The organism is Roseospira goensis (assembly GCF_014197795.1).
GTDB classification, from domain to species: Bacteria; Pseudomonadota; Alphaproteobacteria; order Rhodospirillales; family Rhodospirillaceae; genus Rhodospira; species Rhodospira goensis.
Genome location: NZ_JACIGI010000045.1, coordinates 1 through 21531, shown reverse-complemented (window position 1 = coordinate 21531; position 21531 = coordinate 1). Strand labels below are relative to the sequence as shown.

Sequence of the window (21531 nt, the reverse complement as noted above, 5' to 3'; positions counted from 1 at the left end):
CCTGGCGCATGATGGTGTTGGTCACCGGATGCACCCGGATCTGGGCGCTGTCCGGCACCTGCTTGATGCACACGACCATGCGCGGACCGGGGGGGGTCTCCGGCGTGGTCTCCGGGGGAGGGGGTGCGGCGGGGGTCGTCATGATGGGGCTCCTTCCGGCGGTCGCGGCGCGGCGGGGGCGTCGGTGTCCAGTGCGGCGAGCGGGACGAAGGTGCGGCCGGCCGCGTCGGGGCGCGGCGCGAACACGGCGAAGTCGGCGCGGGTGCCGCCGCTGACCTCCGCCCAGGCCCGCACCAGGCAGGCGCGCAGGGTCTCCCGGTCCGGGGTCGGCCCGGCCGCCGCCACATGGGCGCGGAAGCGGTGCAGCACGTGCAGCCGCCGGGGCGCCAGCCGGGCCGGGTCCACCGGCACGGCGAGGGCCGCGAAGAACTCCTCGGCCGAACACAGGCCGGCCAGATCGCAAAGACCGTCGGTCATGGCCGTGTCTCCATCAGGGGGTGGGCCGGGGAACCGTCGGCGATGGCCGCGGCCGCGGGTGCGCCGGGCGCGGTCAGGGCATGCCAGCGGCGCAGGTCCTCGGCATCGGGGGGGCGCTTGCTGTCCCGGTAGTGGGCGCGCAGCAGGGTGACCATGCGCCGCGCCCGGGCCGGTGTGACCGGCAGTCCCATCGACAGGCAGGCGTGCGCGAGCCCGGTCGCGCCGGAGTGCTTGCCCACCACGAAGTGGTGCGCGCGCCCGACCCGGGCCGGGTCCATGCCGGTATAGGTCTCGGGCCGGCGCAGCAGGCCGTGGACGTGGATGCCGCTCTCGTGGCTGAAGGCGGCGGCGCCGACGATGCTCTTGCCGGGCGGCACACTGCGGCCGGCGGCGGTCGCCACCAGCTCGGCCAGCGCCGGCAGCCGCGCCGGATCGACGCCCGTCGGGCGGTCATACCGCTGGTCCAGCGCCACCACGACCTCCTCCAGGGCGGCGTTGCCGGCCCGCTCGCCCAGCCCCAGCACCGTGGTGCTGGCGTGGCTGGCGCCGCCCAGCAGTGCGGCCAGGGTGTTGGCGGTCGCCAGGCCGACGTCGTCGTGGGCGTGGATCTCCAACTCCAGGTCGGTGCCGGCGCGCAGGCGGGCGAACAGGTCGCGGGTGGCGAAGGGCTCCAGCAGGCCGAGGGTGTCGGCGAAGCGGAAGCGGCGCGCCCCGGCGGCCTCGACGGTCTCGATCACCCGGGCCACGAAGGCCGGGTCGGCGCGCGAGGCGTCCTCGCCGCCGACGCTGACCCGCAGGCCGTGGTCCACGGCGCGCCGCACCAGCCGCGCCAGGGTCGCCAGCACCCAGCCGCGGGTCCGGCCCAGCTTGCCGGCGATCTGGATGTCCGAGACCGGCGCCGACAGGTGCACCATGGACACGCCGCAGGCCAGCGCGGCGTCCAGGTCGGCGTCGGCGGCGCGACACCAGACAAAGGGCGTGGCGCGCAGGTCCAGGGCCAGCAGGGCGCGGATGTCGTCCTGCTCCTCCGGTCCCATGGCGGGGATGCCGACCTCCAGGTCGGGCACGCCGGCGGCGTCCAGGGCGCGGGCGATGGCCAGCTTCTCGGCGCGCGTGAAGGCGACGCCGGCGGTCTGCTCGCCGTCGCGCAGGGTGGTGTCGACGAGGCCGACGCGGGGCCGGGCGGGCGAGGGTGCCGTCATGGTCCGCATGGTCCGCCCTCCGCTCAGCCGCCGGTGTGGGCGCAGGAACAGCGCCCGGCGGCATTGGGGTTGTCGAACACGAAGCCGGCGCCGCGGTCGTCGCTGACGAAGTCCACGGTGGTGCCGACCAGCAGCGGGGCGCTTTCCGGGTCGATGTAGACGGCGACGCCGTCGAAGGTCTGCACGGCGTCGCCGTCTTCGGCGCCGGCGGCCAGCCCGAGGCGATATTGCAGGCCGGCGCAGCCGCCGGCGGCCACCACGATGCGCAGCCCGTGCGCGGCGTCGGACCGGCTCAGGGCGACGCGGATGGCGCTGCGGGCGGCGTCGGTCAGGGCCAGCATGGCGGTCCTCCACAGGGTGGGACGATCAAGGGTCACCCGGCCGGTCAGCAAGGGCCGTGCCAGCCCGGCCGGCCGTCGCATCGGGCACGGAAACCGCCACGTTCGGGGTTCATGCCGCGCTGCGGGACTGTCGAACATGCGACACAGCACCGGCGCTGTTGTCGCGCCCCGGACAGGGCGCGGCGCCGTGATCCCCCGGTTTTGCGCGGTTTTCCGGGTTGGCATCGGGCTTGCTGCACCCCGGCGCATCGTTTCGTGCGTCCCGCGTGGATGCGTCCCAAGGGGGAGACCGCCATGACCTCACTGCCGCGCATTCCGCTGGAGGGCCTGACCGTGGTGGCCTCGCGCGCCGACCTGCGGGCATCGCTGGCGCGGCCGGCGCCGGCCGCCCCGACTGCTGCGTCGGCCGCGTCCGCCGCGCGGCCCGCGCGGGTCCCGCACAACAAGCGGCGCGAGGCCCGCGCGGGGACGCGTATGGATCCGGCGGTGTGGGACCGGATCAAGGAGCACCCCTGCTACTCCGAGCAGGCCCATCACCACTTTGCCCGCATGCATGTGGCGGTGGCCCCCGGCTGCAACATTCAGTGCAATTACTGTAACCGGAAGCACGATTGCGCCAACGAGAGCCGGCCGGGCGTGGTCTCGCGCCGCCTCACCCCGGCAGAGGCGGTGGACCACGTGCGCGCGGTCGCCGCGCGGGTGCCGCAGCTTTCGGTGGTCGGCATCGCCGGGCCGGGCGACGCGCTGCACAACGCCCCCCGGACCCTGCGCACGCTGGAGCTGGTCCGGGCCGCGCTGCCCGACCTGACCCTGTGCCTGTCCACCAACGGCCTGGCGCTGCCCGATCACGTGGCGGCGCTGAAGGCGCTCGACGTCCATCACGTTACCATCACGATCAACGCGCTGGACCCGGCCATCGGCGCCGAGATCTATCCGTGGGTGTTCCACGACCACCGCCGCTGGCGCGGCGAGGAGGCCGCGCGCCTGCTGCGCGACCGCCAGATGGAGGGCCTGGCGCGGGCCGCCGAGGCCGGCCTGCTGGTCAAGGTCAACTCGGTGCTGATCCCCGGGATCAACGACGGTCACATGGCCGCGCTGAACGCCGCGGTGCGCGCCCAGGGGGCGTTCCTGCACAACATCATGCCGCTGATCTCGGACCCGGCCCACGGCACCCGCTTCGGGCTGGAGGGCCGGCGCGGCCCCACACCGGCCGACCTGCATGCGGTGCGCGCCGCCCTGGGCGACGACGCCCGGCTGATGCGCCATTGCCGCCAGTGCCGCGCCGATGCCGTCGGCATGCTGGGCGAGGACACCTGCCAGGAGGCGGCACCGCCCGCAGACGACGGCGCGCGCCCGGACCCGGACGCCCGCGCCGCCTACCGCGCGGTGGTGGCCGAGACCCGGGCCGAACATGCCGCGGCCGCCACGGCGGCCGATGCCCTGGTGGGGACGGTCGCGCGCCCTGCCGCGACACGGCGCCTGGTGGCCGTGTGCTCGCGCGGCGGCGGGCGGGTGAACCTGCATTTCGGCAAGGCGACCGAGTTCCATGTCTACGCCGTCGGCGCCGACGGGGTGCGCTTCGACGGCATCCGCCGCGCCGACAACTACTGTCTGGGCGGCGTCGGCGATGCCGACCGCCTGGACGCCATCCTGACGACGCTGGAGGGGGTGGACGCGGTGCTGTGCGTCAAGGTCGGCGCCGGCCCGCGCCGCCGGCTGGAGGCCGCCGGCTTCGCCGTGCGCGAGATCCCTGACCATGCCGTCATCGAGACCGCCGTCGCCGACTGGTTCGCGGCCACCGCATCCGTGGGGGCCGTGCCAAACGATGCGCCGGCGGCGGTGCGGGCCTGACGGTCTGCGCCCTGTTCCACCACCCGAGCCAGGAGACCCAGCCATGGCCTACAAGATCGACGCCGCCCAGTGCACCCAGTGCGGGGCCTGCGAGTTCGAATGCCCCAACGGCGCCATCCGCATGAAGGGTGACACCTACATCGTGGACGCCGCCGCCTGCACCGAGTGCGAAGGCCACTTTGACGAGCCCCAGTGCGATGCCGTCTGCCCGATCCCGGGCACCTGCGTGCCGGTGTGACCGCCTGATGGAGGAGGGGACGACGATGACGACGGCTGCGTCCGCAGAAACCCTGGAGATCGCGAGCCCCCCGGTGTTCGCGCCGGGCAGCAAGGTGCGCGCGCGAACCCTGGTGCGCAACGACGGCACCATGCCCGGCCATGCCGTGGGCGACATGCTGGTCGAGGCCGGCGATATCGGCTATGTGCGCGATGTCGGCGCCTACCTGCAACGGTTCTGGATCTACGAGGTCGATTTCGTGAGCAGCCGTCGCGTCGTCGGCATGCGGGCCGAGGAACTGGAACTGGTGGCGCCGCCGGTGCCGCACGACTGGGAGGGGGCGCGATGAAGATCACCCTGCGCAAGGGGGCCGGCGGCTTCGAGGCCTATGTGCCCAAGAAGGACCTGGAAGAGGCGGTGGTCGCGGCCGAGCGGCCCGACCTGTGGGGCGGCTGGATCGAGCTGGCCAACGGCTGGCGCTTCGACCTGCCGGCGCTGGCCGCCGACACCCGGCTGCCGATCACCGTGGACGCGCGCCGCACCAGCACCGGCGAGGGGTAGGGCGGCCCGCACGCCTTTTCAGCCGTCCACCCCCCTTTGCGCGATCGCCAGCAGCGCCCGGGTCTGGGACCGGATCTCGGCCGCCACCGAGCGGTCGAGGCGGTCGCGCCAGGCCGCCGGGATGGCCTGCGCCCCGTAGGTCGCGCCCGCCAGCATGCCGGCGAGGGCGCCGGTGGTGTCGGCGTCGCCGCCCTGGTTGACGGCGCCAACGACGCAGGCGCGCGCGCTGTCGGTTGAGAAATAATAGTGCAGGACGGTCTGCATCGTGTCCACGATGTAGGCCGAGCTGTGGCCCGGATAGGGCGTGAACCGGAACCGCGGCTCGGCCGCGAGCAGGCGCGCCGCCTCGGTCCGCACGCCGGCCACGCCATGGCCACGCAGGGCGGCGTGGACCATGCGCACCAGCGCCACGCAGGCCGCGTCCGACTGGGCCTGGTGGTGGGTGATGCGGGCCTGTCCCAGGGTCCAGGCCGCCACGCGGTCGTCGCGGGCGCCCAGGGTTGCCAGGGCCACCGGCACCACCCGCATGGCGGCGCCGTTGCCGCCGTCGCCGTCGTTGAAGGGGGCCTCCAGGGTGCCGTGGGTGAGCACCCGGCGCAGACCCCGCCGCACCGTGTTGCCGCAGTCCACCGGCCGGCTCTTGAGCCAGGCGATGAAGGCGTCCGCCACCGTTCGGCGGTCGAACCCGCCGTCGGCGATCAGCGCCCGGCCCAGCGCCAGCGCCATGCCGGTATCGTCGGTGACCTGCCCCGGCTTCAGCTTCAGCCAGCCGCCGCCGATGATGCGGCTGTGGATGCCGTAGCGGTGCTGGATCTCGCGCCGGGTCATGAACTCGACGGTGGCCCCCAGGGCGTCGCCCACCGCCAGGCCGAGGAAGGCGCCGAGGGCGCGGTCTTCCAGCGCCTCGGGATCGCCGAAGGGATCGCTCTCCGGCCTGTCGCGCAGCACCGTCATAGCGTCGACATCTCCACCGTGTAGTCGCCCCCGAGCACCAGGAATTCCGCCTCGCCCTTGAGCGGGTGGCGCGGCAGCAGGTCGGCGAAGAACACCACCTTGCTGGCCGGCGCGCGCACCGTCAGGACCCAGTCGCCGAAACAGTCGGCCACGCCGCGGTCGCCGGTGAACGAGGTCAGATTGTTGAAACGCACGATGGCGTGGCGCCGGTCGGGCCGCGCCAGCACCTGGTCCTCGCCGCGCAGGTTGGCCCCGCGGTACAGGGTCAGATGCTGCTGGTCCGGCGCCAGCACGAACCGGCGCAACACCCATTGGCAGAACGTGAACACGAGATCAAGCTGACCGTGAATGGCGTTGTCGTGGAAGCGGCTGCTCATCTTCTGTTCCACATAGCGGATCCAGGCCGGGCACGGGATGTGCGGAATGGGGCCGCCATGCCAGGTGGGCAGCAGGCCGAAGCGGCTCTCCACCCAGCCCTTCAGCACCGCGCCCTCGGCGCCCCCCGTGTCGAAGGCCCAGCCCTTGAGCAGCCGCAGGTAGCTGGCGCGAAAGCGCCGGGTGCCGTCGGCGGCGGAGCGGCCGGGGCGGTCGTCGGGGTCGCGCTGCTCCGGATCCAGGCAGAAGGTGGCCGCCATGACGGCATGGAACGCCTGCACGGCGTCGGCCATGTCCTCGGCCTCGTCCAGCATCTCGAACAGGCCGCGCGCGGTGGCGCGCACGTGCGGCAACTCCAGCGGCTCCGGCTGGTCGTTGAACAGCGGGCTCGCCAGCAGCGTGGTCGAGACGCCGACCAGGTTGCTGCTGTGCCCCAGCGGCCGCCGCAGCGGGGTGGCGTCGACGGGGCCGGGGGGCCTCGGGGCGGGGGGTGCGGTCACGGTCATGCTGGATCCTCAGCAAACACCGTGCCGATCCGTGGGACACCGGGCGGCGCGGTGTCGGCGGTCCGACACAGCCCGGGTCCTGTGTCGTGTCGGACATTGCGGCGGAACGGTTTGTCGGCTTCCGGACAGGGGCGGCGGTGGCGACCCCGGACCCACCGGGAGCCTGCACGGCCTTGAAACAAAACGCTCTTTGTCCTGGGCGGGGAGGGCTGCGCGGGGTTGGCACGGCGCTTGCCGATATCCGGGTCAGGCAGGGAGCCGGCCGACCCGATCCGGTCCCCCGATCCCCGATCCCCGATCCCCGATCCAGGATGAGATGAGGAGACACCCCATGAGCCAGTTGCGTCAGATCGCTTTCTACGGCAAGGGCGGCATCGGCAAGTCCACCACCTCGCAGAACACCCTCGCGGCCCTGGTCGAGCTGGGCCAGAAGATCATGATCGTCGGCTGCGACCCGAAGGCCGACTCCACCCGCCTGATCCTGAACTCGAAGATGCAGGACACCGTTCTGCACCTGGCCGCCGAGGCCGGCTCGGTCGAGGACCTGGAGCTGGAGGACGTGGTCCGCGACGGCTACCAGGGCATCAAGTGCGTCGAGTCCGGCGGCCCCGAGCCCGGTGTCGGCTGTGCCGGCCGCGGCGTCATCACCGCGATCAACTTCCTGGAGGAGAACGGCGCCTACGAGGACATGGACTACATCTCCTACGACGTGCTCGGCGACGTGGTGTGCGGCGGCTTCGCCATGCCCATCCGCGAGAACAAGGCCCAGGAGATCTACATCGTCATGTCCGGCGAGATGATGGCGCTCTACGCCGCCAACAACATCGCCAAGGGCATCCTCAAGTACGCCCACTCCGGTGGCGTGCGCCTGGGCGGCCTGATCTGCAACGAGCGCAAGACCGACAAGGAACTGGAGCTGGCCGAGGCCCTGGCCGCCAAGCTGGGCACCAAGCTGATCCACTTCGTGCCGCGTGACAACGTGGTGCAGCACGCCGAGCTGCGCCGCCAGACCGTGATCCAGTACGCCCCGGACTCCAAGCAGGCCAACGAGTACCGCGAGCTGGCGCGTAAGATCCACGAGAACTCGGGCCAGGGCGTGATCCCGACCCCGGTCACGATGGAGGAGCTGGAGGACATGCTGATCGAGTTCGGCATCATGAAGACCGAAGCCGAGCAGATCGCCGAGCTGGAGGCCAAGGAGGCCGCGATGGCGTAGCGCGCCCTCTGGGCGCCGACCCCGGGGCGCCGAGCTTTGGGCGCCGAGCTTTGGGCGCCGACCCCGGGGCGCCGAGCTTTGGGCGCCGAGCTTTGGGCGCCGAGCTTTGGGCGCCGAGCTTTGGGCGCTGGCCCTGGGTCGGTGCCCGCCCGGCGCGCGCCCCGCGTCCCGTCTCCCCCCTTCCGTCTTCCCTGTCTTGCCTGGAGGATCCGATGAGCCCTCTGGATACCCCGAAGGGTCCCGTCTCGGGGACCGCCTTGGGTGAGGATCTGATCGCCGAGGTCCTGTCCGCCTACCCCCCGAAGGCCGCCAAGAAGCGCGCCAAGCACCTGTCCGTCGCGCGTACCGCCGAGGGCGAAAGCACCCCCGGGTGCGGCGTCAAGTCCAACATCAAGTCAATCCCCGGCGTCATGACCATCCGCGGCTGCGCCTACGCCGGCTCCAAGGGCGTGGTGTGGGGGCCGGTCAAGGACATGGTGCACATCTCGCACGGTCCGGTCGGCTGTGGCCACTATTCCTGGGCGCAGCGCCGCAACTACTACACCGGCACGACCGGGATCGACCGCTTCGTCACCATGCAGATCACGTCGGACTTCCAGGAACGCGACATCGTGTTCGGGGGTGACAAGAAGCTGGGTCAGATGATCGACGAGATCGAGACCCTGTTCCCGCTCAACAAGGGCATCACCGTGCAGTCCGAGTGCCCGATCGGCCTGATCGGCGACGACATCGAAGGGGTGTCGCGCAAGAAGAAGAAGGAGATCGGCAAGACCGTGGTGCCGGTGCGCTGCGAGGGCTTCCGCGGCGTGTCCCAGTCGCTCGGCCACCACATCGCCAACGACAGCATCCGCGACTGGGTGCTCAAGGACGGGGCCAACGCCGAGGGCGGCACGGCCTACGACGTCAACGTCATCGGCGACTACAACATCGGCGGTGACGCCTGGGCGTCGCGGCGGCTGCTGGAGGAGATGGGCCTGCGGGTGGTGGCGGTGTGGTCGGGCGACTGCACCCTGGCCGAGATCGAGAACGCGCCCAAGGCCAAGCTCAACCTGATCCACTGCTACCGGTCCATGAACTACATCTGCCGCCACATGGAAGAGACCTGGGGCGTGCCGTGGATGGAGTTCAACTTCTTCGGTCCGACCCAGATCGCCAAGTCGCTGCGCGCCATCGCGGCGCAGTTCGACGAGACCATCCAGGCCAAGGCGGAAGAGGTCATCGCCAAGTATCAGCCGATGGTCGACGCCGTCCTGGCCAAGTACAAGCCGCGCCTGAAGGGCAAGACGGTGATGCTCTATGTCGGTGGGTTGCGCCCCCGGCACGTCGCCACCGCCTACGACGACCTGGGCATGGAGATCATCGCCACCGGCTACGAGTTCGCCCATGGCGACGACTACAAGCGCACCGGCCCGTACGTGAAGGACGGCACGCTGATCTACGACGACGTGACCGGCTACGAGCTGGAACACTTCATCCAGAAGCTGCGCCCCGATCTGGTCGGCTCCGGCATCAAGGAGAAGTACGCCATCCAGAAGATGGGTGTGCCGTTCCGCCAGATGCACTCGTGGGACTACTCCGGCCCCTACCACGGCTACGACGGCTTCGCGGTGTTCGCCCGCGACATGGACATGGCCGTGAACAGCCCGGTCTGGGGCCTGACCCGGGCGCCCTGGGCCGCCGCTTCCTGATCCCCTCTCGGTTGGAGACCGTCGACATGCCACAGTCCGCCGAGCGCACGCTCGACCACGCCACGCTGTTCCGCGAGCCGGAATACGCGGCCATGTTCGAGGCCAAGCGGGACGCCTTCGAGTGCCCGCACCCCCCCGAGAAGGTCCAGGAGATCGCCGACTGGACCAAGGGCTGGGACTACCGCGAGAAGAACTTCGCCCGCGAGGCGCTGACGGTGAATCCGGCCAAGGCGTGCCAGCCGCTGGGCGCGGTGTTCGCCGCCGCCGGGTTCGACGGCTGCCTGTCCATGGTGCACGGCTCGCAGGGCTGCGTCGCCTACTACCGCTCGCACCTGGCGCGCCACTTCAAGGAGCCGTCGGCGGCGGTGTCCACCTCGATGACCGAAGACGCGGCGGTGTTCGGCGGTCTCAACAACCTGGTCGAGGGCCTGAGCAACGCGTCGGCCCTGTATGATCCGAAGATGATCGCCGTCTCCACCACCTGCATGGCCGAGGTCATCGGCGACGACCTCAACTCCTTCGTCATCCAGGCCAAGGAGAAGAACGGGTTCAGCAAGGAGTTCCCGGTTCCCTTCGCCCACACCCCGGCCTTCGTCGGCAGTCACATCAACGGCTACGACGTCATGGTCAAGGCGATCGTGTCGTATTTCTGGACCCGGGAGGAGGGGGACCCGACCCCCGACCAGTCCATCAACATCATTCCCGGCTTCGACGGCTACGCGGTCGCCAACAATCGGGAACTGAAGCGCATGCTGGACCTGATGGGGGTTCCGCACCGGCTGCTGTCCGACGTCTCGGACGTGTACGACACGCCGACCGACGGCACCTACCGGATGTACGCCGGCGGCACCACGCAGGACGAGATCAAGGCCGCCCGCCATGCCAAGGCGACCCTGTCGTTGCAGCAGTGGTGCAGCGAGAAGACGCTGGAGATGATCGCCGGCACCGGCCAGCAGACGCAGGCGTTCCACTACCCCATGGGCGTGGCGGGGACGGACGCGTTCCTGATGGCCGTCTCGGAGGCCACCGGCCAGCCGATCCCCGAGGCCCTGGAGCTGGAGCGCGGGCGCTTGGTCGACGCCATGACCGACAGCCAGTCCTGGTTGCACGGGCGCACCATGGCGGTGTTCGGCGACCCCGACTTCGTCTACGGCATGACCGCGTTCCTGCTGGAGCTGGGGGTGGAGCCGGTGCACTGCCTGTCCACCAACGGTGGCCCGGCCTGGGAGAAGAAGATGAAGGCCCTGTTGGCCGACTCGCCGTTCGGGACCAACACCCAGGTGTGGCCGCGCAAGGACCTGTGGCACCTGCGCTCGCTGCTGGCGACCGAGCCGGCCGAGTTCGTCATCGGCAGCTCGCACGGCAAGTTCCTGCAACAGGATCTGGGCATCCCGCTGATCCGCCTGACGTTCCCGATCTTCGACCGGCACCACCACCACCGCTTCCCGACGCTGGGCTACCAGGGCGGCCTGCGGGTGCTGGTCACCCTGCTGGACACCGTGCTGGACACCCTGGACCGGCAGACGGCGGACACGGGCATCAGCTATGACCTGACGCGCTGAGGCGCGCCCCGGGCACGAGGAGAACCGCCATGCTGGACAGCGCATCGGTCAAGGTTGAGGACAAGCTCTACCAGAACCGTTACCACGTGGACGAGGGACGGCCGCACGTCCGCATCAGCCCCGAGGCGGCCGGATCGGCCACGCTCCAGACCCTGGTGAAGGTGTGCCCGGCCGGGTGCTACGAACAGGCGGACGACGGCACCGTCGAGGTGGTGCCGGACGGCTGCATGGAGTGCGGCACCTGCCGGATCCTGACGGATGGCACCGGCCTGCTGGAGTGGTCCTATCCGCGCGGCGGCTACGGCATCCAGTTCAAGTTCGGCTGAGGCCGTCCGCGCCGTCCGGCCGGGACCGGGACGGTGATCGGAGGGGGGACGGGGGCGCGAGGGCGCCCCTGAAGCGCGACACTTGAGTTTGCAGTAGCTGCCATTTGACATTGCAGCACTCGATATCATGGGTGAGTGGCCTCTGGAAGCGGTCTGAGGGGTCTCTCAGGGCCGTGCTGGAGTCGCGGCCGCCCGCCACGCCCGCACGGCCGCCTCGGCCAGCCCGACGCGGTCGCCGTCCGGCCAGGGCAGGTCGAACTCCCGTCGCAGGGCGGCTTCGACGGTCGCCGGGTCCAGGTCCACCGTCTTGACCGCCGTCGCCTGCCAGCTCGTGGTCGAACGCGTGAACCGCTGGACCGGCCCAATGAAGGTCTCGATCAGGCCCCGGGCCTCGCTGGCGGCATGGAACTTCTGGAACGTCCAGGCCGTGGGGGCGGCCTCCAGGTCGCCGCGGTAGAGCGCCACGAAGCCGTCGGCGTCGACCGCGCCGGCGTGCAGGTACTGCTTCGGGTTGGCCTGTTTCGTGGTGCGCTCCATGGCGTGCAGGCGCTCGCGGGTGCGGCCGGAGACGTGGACGCGGCCGCCGACCCGGCACAGGGCGTTCAGCGTGACCATCACGTCGCGTTCGGCCGCCACGCTGTCGACGGAGTTCAGAACGCTGTCACACACCACCACGTCGAACGGCCCCCGGGCGGCCCAGGCGGCCAGGGCGTCGCGGCACCACGCATGGGCGGTCGGGCGGTCCAGGCGGGTGCCATCGAGCGGGAAGAACTCGACCCACACCACCGGGTGGCCGCACCCCTGGAGCCTGCGGACGTAATCCGCCTGACCGGCGCCGAAGTCGATCAGGCGTTCGCCCGGCCCGAGCTGGGGCAGCACGTGCCGCTCGTACAGCCGCGACCGGCAGGCCCGTTGGCCGCCCGTGCGCAGGCGGGGTCGCTGGCACGCCGACTGGCGCCAGGTGTCGCCCGCGAGGGGACCGAACGAGAACGCGCCATAGGCCCTGTGCAGGTACCGCGCAGCGTAGTCGGGCACGCGGATCGTGCGGCAGGGGAGGCCCATCACCGCGCAGGTCAGGGCATAGTTGATGCCGTCGATGACGCGGCCGTCGCGGGTCGCGACCGCGCACCCCCACGGCCCGTAGCGACAGATCAGGGCACCGATGGTCGCCCGCGTGACGGCGTCCGGGCCGCGGAACGCGCCTTTGATGCGCCAGGCCGGGACGTCCACGAACACGCCCATGCGCGGGTCCGGCGGCACCCGCGCCCACAGGCCGGGCGCATCCTCGGTCACGTTGTGAAGCTGGTTGAACCTGGCTTCGTCGGTGTCCGTGATCCCCTGGGCGACATAGACCGGCCCCAGGGCGCGCCCCAGCGCGGTGAGCTGCCGCAGGCGCTGGTGCCCGGCGATGACGGTGCCGGTGTCGCGGGCGATGATCGGCTTGACCACGCCGATCCGGCGGATGGACTGGCGCAAGGCCGCGCACGCCCGGGCGTCGATGACGCGCGGGTTGTAGGGCGCCGGGCGCAGGCGGCCGAGCGGATAGCGCGCCCGGAACATCAGGCGTCCCCCGCCAGCAGGGCGCGCACGAAGCCGTACGGGATGCCGCGGGCGTCGAGCCAGGCGCGCAGGCGGTCTTCCAGCGCGGCCGCCTCGTCGGGGGTCATGGGGATGCGGTGCTTGCCGAACCGCAGGACGGCGATCGGGGTGCGGGGCGTTCCCTTGCCCTGGGGCATGGGCTCTCTCCATCGGCCGGACGCTCGGCGGCGCGCTGGGGAGGGGACTCGACGGCCCGCTGGATGGTGACGGCCCCGCAGCGGGGGCACTTGATCCGAACGGTACCGTACCGGAACTCCAGGAGTTCCGCCAGCTTTCGGCGGCACTGACCGCACCGCATTGACTCCATGGCGTCGGACATGGGGACTCCCTCGCGCCCTGATCGGGGCCGGCGGGCCGCGTCCATGCGCGGCCGACGTGGGCGTGGGGGAGCTGATACCTCCCGGTTCGGGGTGTTGGCGCACCCCGGCCCCCGCCGCGTGTCCGCGCATTCGGGGGACTGTCAATCGACGGGCGTGGAATTGGCATGAGCCGCAGGGTGGCGTGTGGCACGATCCGGAGCAGGTCCACACCTGGGAGATGCCGTCATGCGCACCCGTCTTGTCGTCCTGGCCGGCGCCGTGCTGCTGGCCGCCTGCGGGGAAGACCCGCAGAGCGTCGCCGACCTCAACCCGGATTTCGTCGTCCGCGAGGAGGCGACCGACCGGGGGATCGTGCTGGTGGTCGAGACCGTCAGTGAAGGCTTCAGTCGCTCCATGGACGTCACCAAGCTGGGGCTGGACATGAGGCGGATCGCCCGGTTCATCGCCACCCATCCGGACAAGCACCCGGACGTCGCCGGCGTACGGCTGGAGGTCACCACCCCCACGGTGGATGTCTACGGCCACGACGGCATGACCCGGAGCCTCGACCTGGTCATGGACCGGACGACGATGGAGAGGATCAACTACGACGCCATCATGACCGCCGCACACTTCCTGAACCTGACGACGCCGACGGTGAAGCATCCGGTGGGCCGCCAGCTCATCGCCGGGTACTGCGAGGACGAGACCGCCCAGGAGTACGCGCGCGACTTCTGCCGGGTGGCGCGGCGCTGACCCCCTCATGCGCCGCCGTCTCCGGCCCAGACCACGGCGACGCCGTCGGCGGTCTCGACCACACGCCAGCCGGGGACGGCGGCCGCGCCCGGCGAGCGCGGCACCGATCCGGCCGGGGTGGCGGCCGGCGCCGGGGTGTCCGCCTCGACCTCCGACCGGAACCCCACCGCGTCGAGGCGGTGCGTCACGCTCTGGATGGCCCAGCGACGGTCCGCGTCCGCGCCGAACCCGTCCAGCATCAGATCGCCACCGGCCAGCAGGGTCGGCCGGCCCTCCAGCGTCAGGCGCAGGGTGTCGCGTTCCCGCACGGTCTCCCGCGCCGTCCCGTCGGCGCGGGCCACGGCCTGCGCCGGCCCGGCGGCGGTGACGCGCAGCTCCACCGGCGGCCCGGCGCCGTCGCTCAGCACCACCTCCCAGGCGGCGCGGCCCGCGTCCAGGTCGTGGCGGGGCGCGGCCACGCTGGCCGCCCTCTCGCGGTCCTGGCTGGTGACCCACCAGGTCAGGGCCTCGTCGTGGCGCACCACCTCCGCCGGCAGCGCCCGGCCGGTGGCGGCCGTCACCCCCGACCCCACGCGCGCGACCACCAGGCGGCCGTCGGCCACCTTGACGGCGCCGCCCACGGCGCGGGCGTGGCGGGTGACCAGGTGCAGGTCCGACTCGGCGGCCTGGTCCACGTGGCCCACCGCCACGCCGGCCAGGTCCGGCGCCACCACCGGGGTCAGCCCGTGATCGGCGGCGACGCGCGCGACCAGGGCGCCCAGGGTGGGCGCGCCGAACGAGCGCGAGCGGGGGGCGCGCAACGGGCCGCGCAGGTCGGCGGCGCGGCCCCGGATGGTCATGGCCAGGCCCTGGCCCTCGTTGCCGTGCTGCACCTCATCGACCACGAACGCCGGCATGTCCACCAGCCCGGTCTCGCGCCAGCCCAGGGCGACGCGCAGGGCGGCACCACGCGGCGGCACGGCGACGGCGCGGTCGCGCCAGTCCAGGCGCAGCTCCAGCTCGTCGCTGTCGGCCTTCAGGTGGTCGGTGACGCTCAGCGACACCAGCACCGGCCGCACCCGGGGCGTGATGTCCTGGCCGGCGACGGAGAGGCGCCAGTCGGGGGTCCAGCGGGGGCGGTCGAGGGGTCCGGTCATGACGGTCTCAGTCCCACAGCCGGACGACAGCGACGCGCGGCGGGTCCGCCGGCGGATCGGGCAGGCGGACAAGCGTGCCCGTGGGCAGGACCGGGCCGAGGGCCGCGAGGCCCCGGTTCAGGTCCAGCACGGCCGCCAGGTTCTCCGCCGTCTCGCGGCCATAGGCGCGGCGGCAGATCAGGTCCACGGTCTCCCCTTGCTGGCTGCGCAGTTCGATCATGATGGCCCCTCGCTGCCGTAGTGGGCGAGTTCCAGCCGGAACTCGATCCGGCGGGCCGTGCCGCGCCAGCCGACGGCCTGGGTCTCCTCGACCTCGGTCACGCACCACCAGCCGAGGACCTCGCCCAGGCCCGAGACCAGCAGCAGCGGCGCCCCCGCGGCCGCCACGGCGCGCAGGCGCGGGACCTGGTCCCAGCCGTCGCCGGCGGGGTACAGGCGCACGTCCAGGGGGTGGATGACGCCGTCCAGCGTCAGGGTCTCGGCGCCGGGGCCGAGCCACTGCCGCGCTGGCCGCACGGCCAGGCGGTCCTGCTGGGGCCAGCGGTATTCGGCGCGCCGGCGCAGGGTCTGGTGGGCGGCGGTGGCGATGCTGAAGCGGATGTCGTCGCCCAGGCCCAGCAGCACGTCAGTCGAGGTCATGCAGGGCTCCGCGCTGCTGTCGCGCCAGCTCCGCCGCCATCGCACGGGCCAGGCCCTGGACGTCCGTGCCGGGCGGGACGGTGATGGTGTTGTGGTTGACGATGGAGACGGACCGCGTCTCGTCGCGGTCGCCTTCGTTGATGGTCACGACCGGCTGGGCCGGCGGAGGGCCGCCGGCGGGCACGGCAGGGATCACGGGCACATCGACCGGCGGCGGTGCGGCGGCCGCCACGCCGTCGCCGGCGGCGCCCAGGCGATCCAGCAGGGCGTGGGTGGCGAAGGGATCGGCGACGGGGGCGCCCGCGGACGCCGCCGAGGCTGGGGGTCCGAACGCGGCGGCGATGGCGGCCGGGTCGCGCCCGAGGGTGTCCGGCGCGGCGGCGGCGGCGGCGGCCGCCCCGCCCGCCGCCAGGCTGGTCCCCAGGGCGGCGGCGGCGACGGACCCCGGGAGGATGCGCCGCCCGCGCCGGTCGCGCGGCACGGGGGGCGTGTCGTCGGTCGCCGTCTTGGCCGGGTCGACGCCCAGGTGTTCCTGCAGCCAGTCGGGCAGGATGCCCACGATGTCCGCGATGCGACGCCCGAACCAGGCCTTGATGTCGTCCAGGACCGCCGCGAAGCCCGCGCGCAACTGGTCCATCCATGCCTTGCCGATCTCGAACAGGTCGACGCCGAACAGCCAGTCGATCATGCCGTTGATGGCCTCGGCCAGCAGGGTGACGGGATTGAACTCCTCCAGCAGGGCCAGGATGCCGTTCAGCAGACCGTCGTCGAACGCGGCCTTGATCCGGTCCCATTTGCCCTGGAACCATTCGCCGATCCCGTCCCAGTTCCGGTAGATCGCGTACACGATGCCGGCCAGGGCGGCGGCCAGCAGCAGGACCCAGCCGATCGGCGTGGCGACCAGGGCCGCGCTCATGACCCGGAACGCCCCGGCCACCAGCGGCCCGGCGGCGGCGACCCCGCGCATCGCCGTGCCCAGCAGGCCGGCCTTCAGGCCCAGCGTGGTCATGGACCAGCGCAGCACGGCCAGCGGCACCAGCACCGCGCCGGCGGCGGTCATCAGCCCGCCGATCCCCACCGCGCCCGCCGCCGTCCACGCGGCCACCGTGCCGAGGGAGGCGACCAGCTCGGGGTTCTTCTCGGTCCACTTGATGGTCCCTCTGACCACCCGCGTCATCGCGTCGGCCACCTGCCCGAGCGCGGGCGACAGGGCGCCGCCAGTCGTTTCCTTGAGGGCATCGGCAGCGATCAGCAGGGCCTTCCACCGTTCCTCGTCGGTGTTCCTCATGATGGCGAACTTCCGGTCCACCACCCCGTCGGCGCCCAGGGCCTCGGCCCGGATGCGGCGGAACTCCTCCATGTTGGCGAGCATGGGCGCGAGGAAGTTCAGGACCTGCATGTCGCCGAACAGCTCGCCCAGTTCGAACTTCCGGGCCAGTGCGTCGGCCGCCATGCGCGGGTCGGCGCCGGCGGCGATGGCCTTCGACATCTCCTGTTCCAGGTCCGCGCCCGTGGCCTGGGCGATCTGCGCCAGCAGGGCGTCGAACGGGTTCTCGCCCCGCAGCACCGCCTCGCGGAGGGCGGCCTTGATGTCGATGCCGAACTTCTCGAAGTTCCGCACTGTCTCCGGGGCGGTGGCCTTCTGCAGGAAGTTCGCCAGATTGGTGGCGGCGTCCTCGGGACCTGAGGCGCCCTTGACGGCCACCTGCAGGGCCGCCGACAGGGTCGCGATGGCCTTCGTCCCGGTCAGGCCCAGCGCGCGGGCGTTCGCGGTCAACTGCGGGAAGGTGCGCGCCATGTCGCGCAGTTCGAAGCCGCCCAGGTCGCCGGCCCGCGCCATGATGTCGTGCGCCCGGCCGACGTCCCCGGCGGCGACCAGCAGCGTGTCCATGGCGGCGAAGGTGAGCGCGCCCATGTCCGCCATGTCGGCGCCGGTCGCCGTGGCGGCCCGGCCGACCCGGTCGAGCACCGCCAGGGCGTCGCCGGGCGACAGCCCCTTGCCGATGAGGAACCCCAGGGCCTCGCGCAAGGCGGTCGCGTCCTGGTTGGTGGCGGCGGCGATGTCCCGCACCCGGTCCCGCATGTGGTCGAGTTCGTCCGCCGTGGCGCCCGCGACCAGACCGAGGGCCGTCCAGGCATGATCCGCCTCCATGGCGGGCTTGACCCATCCGAGCCCGACCCGGCCGGCGTGCATCATGCCATACCCCGCCGCACCGACGCCGGCGGCGGCCAGGGCGGTCCTCTGCATGCGCTCGCGGGCGCGGGCCAGGGCCTCGGTGCGGCGCTGGGCGGCGGCGGCCTGATCGGCCTGGCGCGCCAGGGCCTCGGTGGCGGCGCGGGTCTCGCGCGTCACCCGGCGCTGGGCGTCGGCCAGGCGGTCGGCCGACAGGTCGAGGTCGCGCAGTTCGCGCCGCGCGCGCTCGGTGCGCTCCGCCAGCGTGCGGTGGCCGTCGGCCGCGCGGCGGGCCGCGACCCGGGCGTCGCCCAGGCGGGCGTCCAGCTTCTCCGCCGCGTCGTCGGTCCGGGACAGTTCGGTGCGCAGGGCCTCGGCGCGGGCTTCCGCGGCCTTGAACGCGGCCGCCATCTCCTCCGTCGGCGCTTCGGTGGCCGCCATCTCTCGGCCCAGGCGGTCCACCTCGGCTTCGGCGGCGGTCAGTTCGCCGCGCAGGGCATCGGCGCGCCGCCGGGTCTGGCCCAGCTCCCGCCCCAGGCCCTCGGCGCGGGTCTTGGCGGCGGTCATCGCCGTGCCGGCCTGGTCCAGGCGCTCCTTGAGCTGGCGGAACGCCGTGATGGCGCCCTGCTGCTGCTTCAGGCGGTCGAGGTCGCCGGACAGGTCCCGCGTCTGGCGCCCGAACCCGCGCATGGCCTGGCCGATGCCCCGCAGCGGCGCGGTGGCGCGGTCCATCAGGCGGATCGTCAGGGCGAGATTGAGGTCGGAGGACATGGTTTTTGTTCCTATCGCGCCAGTTCGGACCTTCGGTCCTCACGGCGCTTCGCGGCGCCGGCGCCGTCGCGCCGGTATTGCCACTCCCCTTCAGGTCGCTCTCCGGCCGCCGGAGGCGGCCGGCCGGGCCGACTGGCCCGGCGGCCCGAAGGGCCGGAGCCGCGCCCCGCCAAGCGCAGCGACGGCGGGGCTGCGGCGAGAAAACAAAAACCTCACCCTTTCACCCACACCACCGGCACCGGCCAGGCTCGGCGCGCCATGGCCCGGTCGCGCCAATCCACCAGGTCCCACAGGGTCAGGCGTTCCAGCTCGCCCAGCGGCCAGGACCAGCAGGCGGCGACGTCGGCCATCAGGTCCTCGACCTGCTCGACGGGCTCTCCGCCCCCGCCGTCAGGGCGTCCAGGTCCAGGCCCATCGTCCCGGCCGCGTCGGCGAAAAAACCCCCGACCACGCCGGTGATCGCCAGGGTGTTGGCGAGGTCGAGCGCGCCCCACACGTCGGGCGGCAGGCGCGGGGTGTGGACGCGGGCGCCGATCGCCATCAGCGCGCCGACCTGCGAGTTCGCCAGATCCAGCAGCGAGACGCCGTACAGGTCGCGGGCCACCGGCTCGCGCAGGCGCAGTTCGGTGATCCGCCCCATGCCCGCGACCTCGACGGGCCGGGGCAGCGCCACCGTGCGGGTGTCGTCGTCGGGCGCGGCGGTATCGGTCTTGGTCTCAGCCATCGGTCATCACTCCAGCCCGAGGTTGCGGCGGCGGGCCGCCAGAACATCCGTCCCGCCCACCTTGCGCACGGCGTTCAGCACGTCGATCTCGTAGAGTTCGGTGCCGGCAACCTCGGCCCTGTAGTAGATGCAGCTCAGCACCAGCTTGTTGGTGCTGCTGTCGCCGGCCTTCCAGGAGCCCAGGTCGTTCTCTTTGACCATGCCGCGTGCGGTCAGCAGGACCGGCTCCTCGTTGGCGCCATGACCCTGCGATCCGCGCAGGGTGACCGCCACCTCGGTCCCCTCGGACAGGCCCCATTGACGCCACACCTCGGGGTCGTACTCACCCAGGATGGCTTCGAGCGTCATCAACTCCTGGCCCATGTCGATGTCGGCCGGCGCATCCATGTCGCCGGCACGGAACTCCTCGGTCTTGACGACCATTTTCGGCGGGGTCAGCTCCTCGACCCGGCCGCCATACCCGTAGCCATCCACATAGAGGGTGAACGCCTTCAGCTTCTTGGCGATCGTCGCCATAGGTCTTTCTCCTGTCATACCGCCTGACGTCTTCCGTCAGGCGGCCGGCGCGACTGCGCCGGCGGGCCGAAGGCCCGGAGGCCCGAAGGGCCGATCAAAGACGTTAGGCCGCCTCGCGGATCACGGCCTCGACCAGCTCGGTGTAGTAGCCGGCCTCGCGGTGGGCGCGGAACGTCAGGCGCTCCATGGGCGCCGGCGGCTCCAGATCGAAGTCGAGCGTCAGGTGCCCGGCCATCAGGCGGTCGGGGGTGTTCAGCTCGGGATCCAGCCAGCAGCGACCGCCCAGGATCGCGCCGCGCGCCTTGAGGCCGCGCAGGTAGGCGTTGACGCTCTCCTGGATGTCGAGCACGAGCTGGGGCGACAGCGGTCGGTCCATGGCCCAGACGAAGGCGGCCTCGACCGCGTCGTAGACCATGTCCGCCGTGCGACGCACGCTCAGGAAGGCCCACAGCGGGTCCTCGCTGGTGGTGCGGTTGCCCCACAATCTGAAGCCTTCTCTCCGAATGATGGTCGTGATCTCGCGTTCGTTCAGCCAGTTGGCCTCGGACGACGTGTCCCCGACCGACCAGCCCACCGGCCGGCTGGTGCCGACGATGCCGTTGAGGACCTGGTTCGACGGGCTCCACCAGAAGCCGCGCTCGTGGTCCATGCGGCTGATGACGCCCGCGGCGCGGGCGCTGGCCGGCTGGTCCACCGCCCCGTCGGCGTCGTCGTCCCAGACCTGCACGAAGGGGTCGACGATGTAGACCCGGTCGCTGCCCCAGTCGCCCCGGTACGTGGCGGCCGCCTCCAGGGTCGTGTTCGGGCCGTCGGCGACGATGACGGCGCGCAGGGCGCTGGCGATCCCCAGCAGCTCCGCCACCACCGGATTGGCGACGCTGCCGATGGTCGCCGTGGCCGTGGCCCCCGTGCCGTCGCCGGCGATGGTGACGGTGGGCGCGGCGGTGTAGCCGATGCCCGGCCGGGTGATCGTGATGCCGCTCACCGTGCCGTCGGTCACCACGGCCGTGGCGGTGGCGCCGGTGCCGGTGGTGTCGCCGGCGGCCGGCGTGATCGTCACCGTCGTGGTGGTCGCGTCGTAGCCCGTGCCGCCGGCGTCCACGGCGATGGCGTCCACGCCGGTCGGCCGGATGCCGGTATACCCCGGCGCGACCAGGATGCGCGGCGTCGTGGCGACGGCCGACTGGGCGGCCCTGAAGGCATGCACCCCGGTCAGCAGCGTCTGGTCGCCGATCAGGTTGCTCAAGGTCGCGGCCTGGTCCGCGCCCTCCTCGACGCGCACCAGCACGATGGTGGCACCGCCCTGGTCCAGGATGCCGTCCACGGCGGCCTTGAGCGTGCCGGCCTCGCCCAGCTTGGCGGCCGTGCGCTGCTGGGTGGACAGCAAGAGGATCGGCGTGTCGAGCGGGAATGCGTCGGCATCCGCGTCGGGCGCGGTGCCGATCAGGCCGATGATGGCGCTGGCCGGGGTGCGGATCGGCCGGATGCCGTCCGACACCTCGACCACTTCGGGACCGTGATAGAAGGCTTCCGTCATGGGGTCAGCTCTCCGTCAGGATGGATCGGGCCGGGCGCCGGCGAGCACCTGGGCGGCGCGGGCGGCGGTCAGCAGCGGCGGATCGGTGGTGGTCAGGTACTGGAT

General features: G+C 72.3%; 25 protein-coding genes. 9 read left to right on the top strand and 16 right to left on the bottom strand.

The window, feature by feature from the left end; all coding sequences use genetic code 11:
- Nucleotides 1-138: 138 nt before the first annotated feature.
- The 3 genes from GGD88_RS16860 to GGD88_RS16850 are packed head-to-tail and all read right to left on the bottom strand — an operon-like array spanning nucleotide 139 to nucleotide 2020.
- Nucleotides 139-477, bottom strand: a complete 339-nt coding sequence (locus GGD88_RS16860; protein WP_184437636.1) for a nitrogenase-stabilizing/protective protein NifW — start codon at nucleotides 475-477, stop codon at nucleotides 139-141.
- Complete coding sequence (gene nifV, locus GGD88_RS16855) at nucleotides 474-1688, bottom strand: homocitrate synthase (RefSeq protein ID WP_246423842.1); 1215 nt, start codon at nucleotides 1686-1688, stop codon at nucleotides 474-476. Before nifV ends, GGD88_RS16860 begins: the two co-directional genes overlap by 4 nt.
- 14 nt (nucleotides 1689-1702) lie before the next feature.
- Entirely contained in the window at nucleotides 1703-2020 is a 318-nt protein-coding gene (locus GGD88_RS16850; protein ID WP_184437634.1) for a HesB/IscA family protein, read from the bottom strand.
- A 294-nt stretch (nucleotides 2021-2314) separates the two neighbouring features.
- Between GGD88_RS16850 and nifB the strand changes: the two genes are divergently transcribed.
- Genes nifB through nifT form a run of 4 tightly spaced genes read left to right on the top strand, consistent with a single transcriptional unit; the run spans nucleotide 2315 to nucleotide 4649 of the window.
- Nucleotides 2315-3871, top strand: coding sequence for a nitrogenase cofactor biosynthesis protein NifB (gene nifB / locus GGD88_RS16845; protein WP_221237205.1), 1557 nt, complete (start codon nucleotides 2315-2317; stop codon nucleotides 3869-3871).
- A 43-nt stretch (nucleotides 3872-3914) separates the two neighbouring features.
- The gene (locus GGD88_RS19480; RefSeq protein ID WP_184437631.1) at nucleotides 3915-4109 is read left to right on the top strand and encodes a 4Fe-4S binding protein; all 195 of its coding nucleotides are present in this window, start codon (nucleotides 3915-3917) and stop codon (nucleotides 4107-4109) included.
- Nucleotides 4110-4134: 25 nt separating this feature from the next.
- Nucleotides 4135-4437, top strand: a complete 303-nt coding sequence (locus GGD88_RS16835; RefSeq protein WP_184437629.1) for a nitrogen fixation protein NifZ — start codon at nucleotides 4135-4137, stop codon at nucleotides 4435-4437.
- On the top strand, nucleotides 4434-4649 hold the full coding sequence (gene nifT / locus GGD88_RS16830; RefSeq protein ID WP_184437627.1) for a putative nitrogen fixation protein NifT: 216 nt from the start codon (nucleotides 4434-4436) through the stop codon (nucleotides 4647-4649). The genes GGD88_RS16835 and nifT overlap by 4 nt, the downstream gene beginning before the upstream one ends.
- Before the next feature lie 18 nt (nucleotides 4650-4667).
- On the opposite strand, the gene draG is transcribed toward nifT, so the two are convergent.
- Both draG and GGD88_RS16820 read right to left on the bottom strand, forming a co-directional pair.
- Nucleotides 4668-5603, bottom strand: a complete 936-nt coding sequence (gene draG / locus GGD88_RS16825; RefSeq protein ID WP_184437625.1) for an ADP-ribosyl-[dinitrogen reductase] hydrolase — start codon at nucleotides 5601-5603, stop codon at nucleotides 4668-4670.
- Nucleotides 5600-6484 carry an NAD(+)--dinitrogen-reductase ADP-D-ribosyltransferase gene (locus GGD88_RS16820; RefSeq protein ID WP_184437623.1) on the bottom strand — a complete coding sequence of 295 codons (885 nt, stop codon included), beginning with the start codon at nucleotides 6482-6484 and terminating at the stop codon, nucleotides 5600-5602. Before GGD88_RS16820 ends, draG begins: the two co-directional genes overlap by 4 nt.
- A gap of 331 nt (nucleotides 6485-6815) precedes the next feature.
- Between GGD88_RS16820 and nifH the strand changes: the two genes are divergently transcribed.
- The 4 genes from nifH (at nucleotide 6816) to GGD88_RS16800 (ending at nucleotide 11276) form a co-directional block, all read left to right on the top strand.
- Entirely contained in the window at nucleotides 6816-7700 is an 885-nt protein-coding gene (nifH, locus tag GGD88_RS16815; RefSeq protein ID WP_184437621.1) for a nitrogenase iron protein, read from the top strand.
- 212 nt (nucleotides 7701-7912) lie between these two features.
- Nucleotides 7913-9388, top strand: coding sequence for a nitrogenase molybdenum-iron protein alpha chain (gene nifD, locus GGD88_RS16810; RefSeq protein ID WP_184437619.1), 1476 nt, complete (start codon nucleotides 7913-7915; stop codon nucleotides 9386-9388).
- A gap of 26 nt (nucleotides 9389-9414) precedes the next feature.
- Complete coding sequence (gene nifK / locus GGD88_RS16805) at nucleotides 9415-10950, top strand: nitrogenase molybdenum-iron protein subunit beta (protein WP_184437617.1); 1536 nt, start codon at nucleotides 9415-9417, stop codon at nucleotides 10948-10950.
- Between the two features lie 29 nt (nucleotides 10951-10979).
- Nucleotides 10980-11276: a ferredoxin family protein gene (locus tag GGD88_RS16800; RefSeq protein WP_184437615.1), complete on the top strand. Its 297-nt coding sequence runs from the start codon at nucleotides 10980-10982 to the stop codon at nucleotides 11274-11276.
- A gap of 165 nt (nucleotides 11277-11441) precedes the next feature.
- Here the strand turns inward: GGD88_RS16800 and GGD88_RS16795 are convergent, their stop codons facing one another.
- The 3 genes from GGD88_RS16795 to GGD88_RS19445 are packed head-to-tail and all read right to left on the bottom strand — an operon-like array spanning nucleotide 11442 to nucleotide 13173.
- Nucleotides 11442-12836, bottom strand: a complete 1395-nt coding sequence (locus GGD88_RS16795) for a ParB N-terminal domain-containing protein (protein ID WP_184437613.1) — start codon at nucleotides 12834-12836, stop codon at nucleotides 11442-11444.
- Nucleotides 12836-13012: a hypothetical protein gene (locus GGD88_RS16790; RefSeq protein ID WP_184437644.1), complete on the bottom strand. Its 177-nt coding sequence runs from the start codon at nucleotides 13010-13012 to the stop codon at nucleotides 12836-12838. Before GGD88_RS16790 ends, GGD88_RS16795 begins: the two co-directional genes overlap by 1 nt.
- On the bottom strand, nucleotides 12940-13173 hold the full coding sequence (locus GGD88_RS19445) for a Com family DNA-binding transcriptional regulator (RefSeq protein ID WP_425502611.1): 234 nt from the start codon (nucleotides 13171-13173) through the stop codon (nucleotides 12940-12942). Before GGD88_RS19445 ends, GGD88_RS16790 begins: the two co-directional genes overlap by 73 nt.
- A gap of 247 nt (nucleotides 13174-13420) precedes the next feature.
- On the opposite strand from GGD88_RS19445, the gene GGD88_RS16780 reads away from it, so the two are divergent.
- Nucleotides 13421-13930: a hypothetical protein gene (locus GGD88_RS16780; RefSeq protein WP_184437611.1), complete on the top strand. Its 510-nt coding sequence runs from the start codon at nucleotides 13421-13423 to the stop codon at nucleotides 13928-13930.
- Nucleotides 13931-13935: 5 nt separating this feature from the next.
- On the opposite strand, the gene GGD88_RS16775 is transcribed toward GGD88_RS16780, so the two are convergent.
- The 8 genes from GGD88_RS16775 to GGD88_RS16740 form a co-directional block, all read right to left on the bottom strand.
- On the bottom strand, nucleotides 13936-15066 hold the full coding sequence (locus GGD88_RS16775) for a contractile injection system protein, VgrG/Pvc8 family (RefSeq protein ID WP_184437609.1): 1131 nt from the start codon (nucleotides 15064-15066) through the stop codon (nucleotides 13936-13938).
- 7 nt (nucleotides 15067-15073) lie between these two features.
- Nucleotides 15074-15286: a tail protein X gene (locus GGD88_RS16770; protein WP_184437607.1), complete on the bottom strand. Its 213-nt coding sequence runs from the start codon at nucleotides 15284-15286 to the stop codon at nucleotides 15074-15076.
- Complete coding sequence (locus GGD88_RS16765; RefSeq protein WP_184437605.1) at nucleotides 15283-15705, bottom strand: phage tail protein; 423 nt, start codon at nucleotides 15703-15705, stop codon at nucleotides 15283-15285. Before GGD88_RS16765 ends, GGD88_RS16770 begins: the two co-directional genes overlap by 4 nt.
- Nucleotides 15692-18649, bottom strand: coding sequence for a phage tail tape measure protein (locus GGD88_RS19210; protein WP_184437603.1), 2958 nt, complete (start codon nucleotides 18647-18649; stop codon nucleotides 15692-15694). The genes GGD88_RS16765 and GGD88_RS19210 overlap by 14 nt, the downstream gene beginning before the upstream one ends.
- A gap of 212 nt (nucleotides 18650-18861) precedes the next feature.
- Nucleotides 18862-18999, bottom strand: coding sequence for a GpE family phage tail protein (locus GGD88_RS16755; protein WP_184437602.1), 138 nt, complete (start codon nucleotides 18997-18999; stop codon nucleotides 18862-18864).
- Nucleotides 18999-19373, bottom strand: a complete 375-nt coding sequence (locus GGD88_RS16750; protein WP_184437600.1) for a phage tail assembly protein — start codon at nucleotides 19371-19373, stop codon at nucleotides 18999-19001. Before GGD88_RS16750 ends, GGD88_RS16755 begins: the two co-directional genes overlap by 1 nt.
- 6 nt (nucleotides 19374-19379) lie before the next feature.
- Nucleotides 19380-19889 carry a phage major tail tube protein gene (locus tag GGD88_RS16745; protein WP_184437598.1) on the bottom strand — a complete coding sequence of 170 codons (510 nt, stop codon included), beginning with the start codon at nucleotides 19887-19889 and terminating at the stop codon, nucleotides 19380-19382.
- A 103-nt stretch (nucleotides 19890-19992) separates the two neighbouring features.
- On the bottom strand, nucleotides 19993-21426 hold the full coding sequence (locus tag GGD88_RS16740; protein WP_184437596.1) for a phage tail sheath C-terminal domain-containing protein: 1434 nt from the start codon (nucleotides 21424-21426) through the stop codon (nucleotides 19993-19995).
- Nucleotides 21427-21531: the final 105 nt, after the last annotated feature.

What these genes read in the sequence shown, in the direction of transcription:
- GGD88_RS16860 (WP_184437636.1), bottom strand. Translation starts at nt 477, where the DNA reads ATGACCGACGGTCTTTGCGATCTGGCCGGCCTGTGTTCGGCCGAGGAG.
- GGD88_RS19210 (WP_184437603.1), bottom strand. Translation starts at nt 18,649, where the DNA reads ATGTCCTCCGACCTCAATCTCGCCCTGACGATCCGCCTGATGGACCGC.
- GGD88_RS16770 (WP_184437607.1), bottom strand. Translation starts at nt 15,286, where the DNA reads ATGATCGAACTGCGCAGCCAGCAAGGGGAGACCGTGGACCTGATCTGC.
- GGD88_RS16750 (WP_184437600.1), bottom strand. Translation starts at nt 19,373, where the DNA reads ATGGCTGAGACCAAGACCGATACCGCCGCGCCCGACGACGACACCCGC.
- GGD88_RS16775 (WP_184437609.1), bottom strand. Translation starts at nt 15,066, where the DNA reads ATGACCGGACCCCTCGACCGCCCCCGCTGGACCCCCGACTGGCGCCTC.
- nifT (WP_184437627.1), top strand. Translation starts at nt 4,434, where the DNA reads ATGAAGATCACCCTGCGCAAGGGGGCCGGCGGCTTCGAGGCCTATGTG.
- GGD88_RS16800 (WP_184437615.1), top strand. Translation starts at nt 10,980, where the DNA reads ATGCTGGACAGCGCATCGGTCAAGGTTGAGGACAAGCTCTACCAGAAC.
- GGD88_RS16850 (WP_184437634.1), bottom strand. Translation starts at nt 2,020, where the DNA reads ATGCTGGCCCTGACCGACGCCGCCCGCAGCGCCATCCGCGTCGCCCTG.
- nifH (WP_184437621.1), top strand. Translation starts at nt 6,816, where the DNA reads ATGAGCCAGTTGCGTCAGATCGCTTTCTACGGCAAGGGCGGCATCGGC.
- nifK (WP_184437617.1), top strand. Translation starts at nt 9,415, where the DNA reads ATGCCACAGTCCGCCGAGCGCACGCTCGACCACGCCACGCTGTTCCGC.
- GGD88_RS16795 (WP_184437613.1), bottom strand. Translation starts at nt 12,836, where the DNA reads ATGTTCCGGGCGCGCTATCCGCTCGGCCGCCTGCGCCCGGCGCCCTAC.
- GGD88_RS16820 (WP_184437623.1), bottom strand. Translation starts at nt 6,484, where the DNA reads ATGACCGTGACCGCACCCCCCGCCCCGAGGCCCCCCGGCCCCGTCGAC.
- nifV (WP_246423842.1), bottom strand. Translation starts at nt 1,688, where the DNA reads ATGCGGACCATGACGGCACCCTCGCCCGCCCGGCCCCGCGTCGGCCTC.
- GGD88_RS16740 (WP_184437596.1), bottom strand. Translation starts at nt 21,426, where the DNA reads ATGACGGAAGCCTTCTATCACGGTCCCGAAGTGGTCGAGGTGTCGGAC.
- GGD88_RS19480 (WP_184437631.1), top strand. Translation starts at nt 3,915, where the DNA reads ATGGCCTACAAGATCGACGCCGCCCAGTGCACCCAGTGCGGGGCCTGC.
- GGD88_RS16790 (WP_184437644.1), bottom strand. Translation starts at nt 13,012, where the DNA reads ATGCCCCAGGGCAAGGGAACGCCCCGCACCCCGATCGCCGTCCTGCGG.
- GGD88_RS16745 (WP_184437598.1), bottom strand. Translation starts at nt 19,889, where the DNA reads ATGGCGACGATCGCCAAGAAGCTGAAGGCGTTCACCCTCTATGTGGAT.
- GGD88_RS16755 (WP_184437602.1), bottom strand. Translation starts at nt 18,999, where the DNA reads ATGGCCGACGTCGCCGCCTGCTGGTCCTGGCCGCTGGGCGAGCTGGAA.
- nifD (WP_184437619.1), top strand. Translation starts at nt 7,913, where the DNA reads ATGAGCCCTCTGGATACCCCGAAGGGTCCCGTCTCGGGGACCGCCTTG.
- GGD88_RS19445 (WP_425502611.1), bottom strand. Translation starts at nt 13,173, where the DNA reads ATGCGGTGCGGTCAGTGCCGCCGAAAGCTGGCGGAACTCCTGGAGTTC.
- GGD88_RS16780 (WP_184437611.1), top strand. Translation starts at nt 13,421, where the DNA reads ATGCGCACCCGTCTTGTCGTCCTGGCCGGCGCCGTGCTGCTGGCCGCC.
- draG (WP_184437625.1), bottom strand. Translation starts at nt 5,603, where the DNA reads ATGACGGTGCTGCGCGACAGGCCGGAGAGCGATCCCTTCGGCGATCCC.
- GGD88_RS16835 (WP_184437629.1), top strand. Translation starts at nt 4,135, where the DNA reads ATGACGACGGCTGCGTCCGCAGAAACCCTGGAGATCGCGAGCCCCCCG.
- GGD88_RS16765 (WP_184437605.1), bottom strand. Translation starts at nt 15,705, where the DNA reads ATGACCTCGACTGACGTGCTGCTGGGCCTGGGCGACGACATCCGCTTC.
- nifB (WP_221237205.1), top strand. Translation starts at nt 2,315, where the DNA reads ATGACCTCACTGCCGCGCATTCCGCTGGAGGGCCTGACCGTGGTGGCC.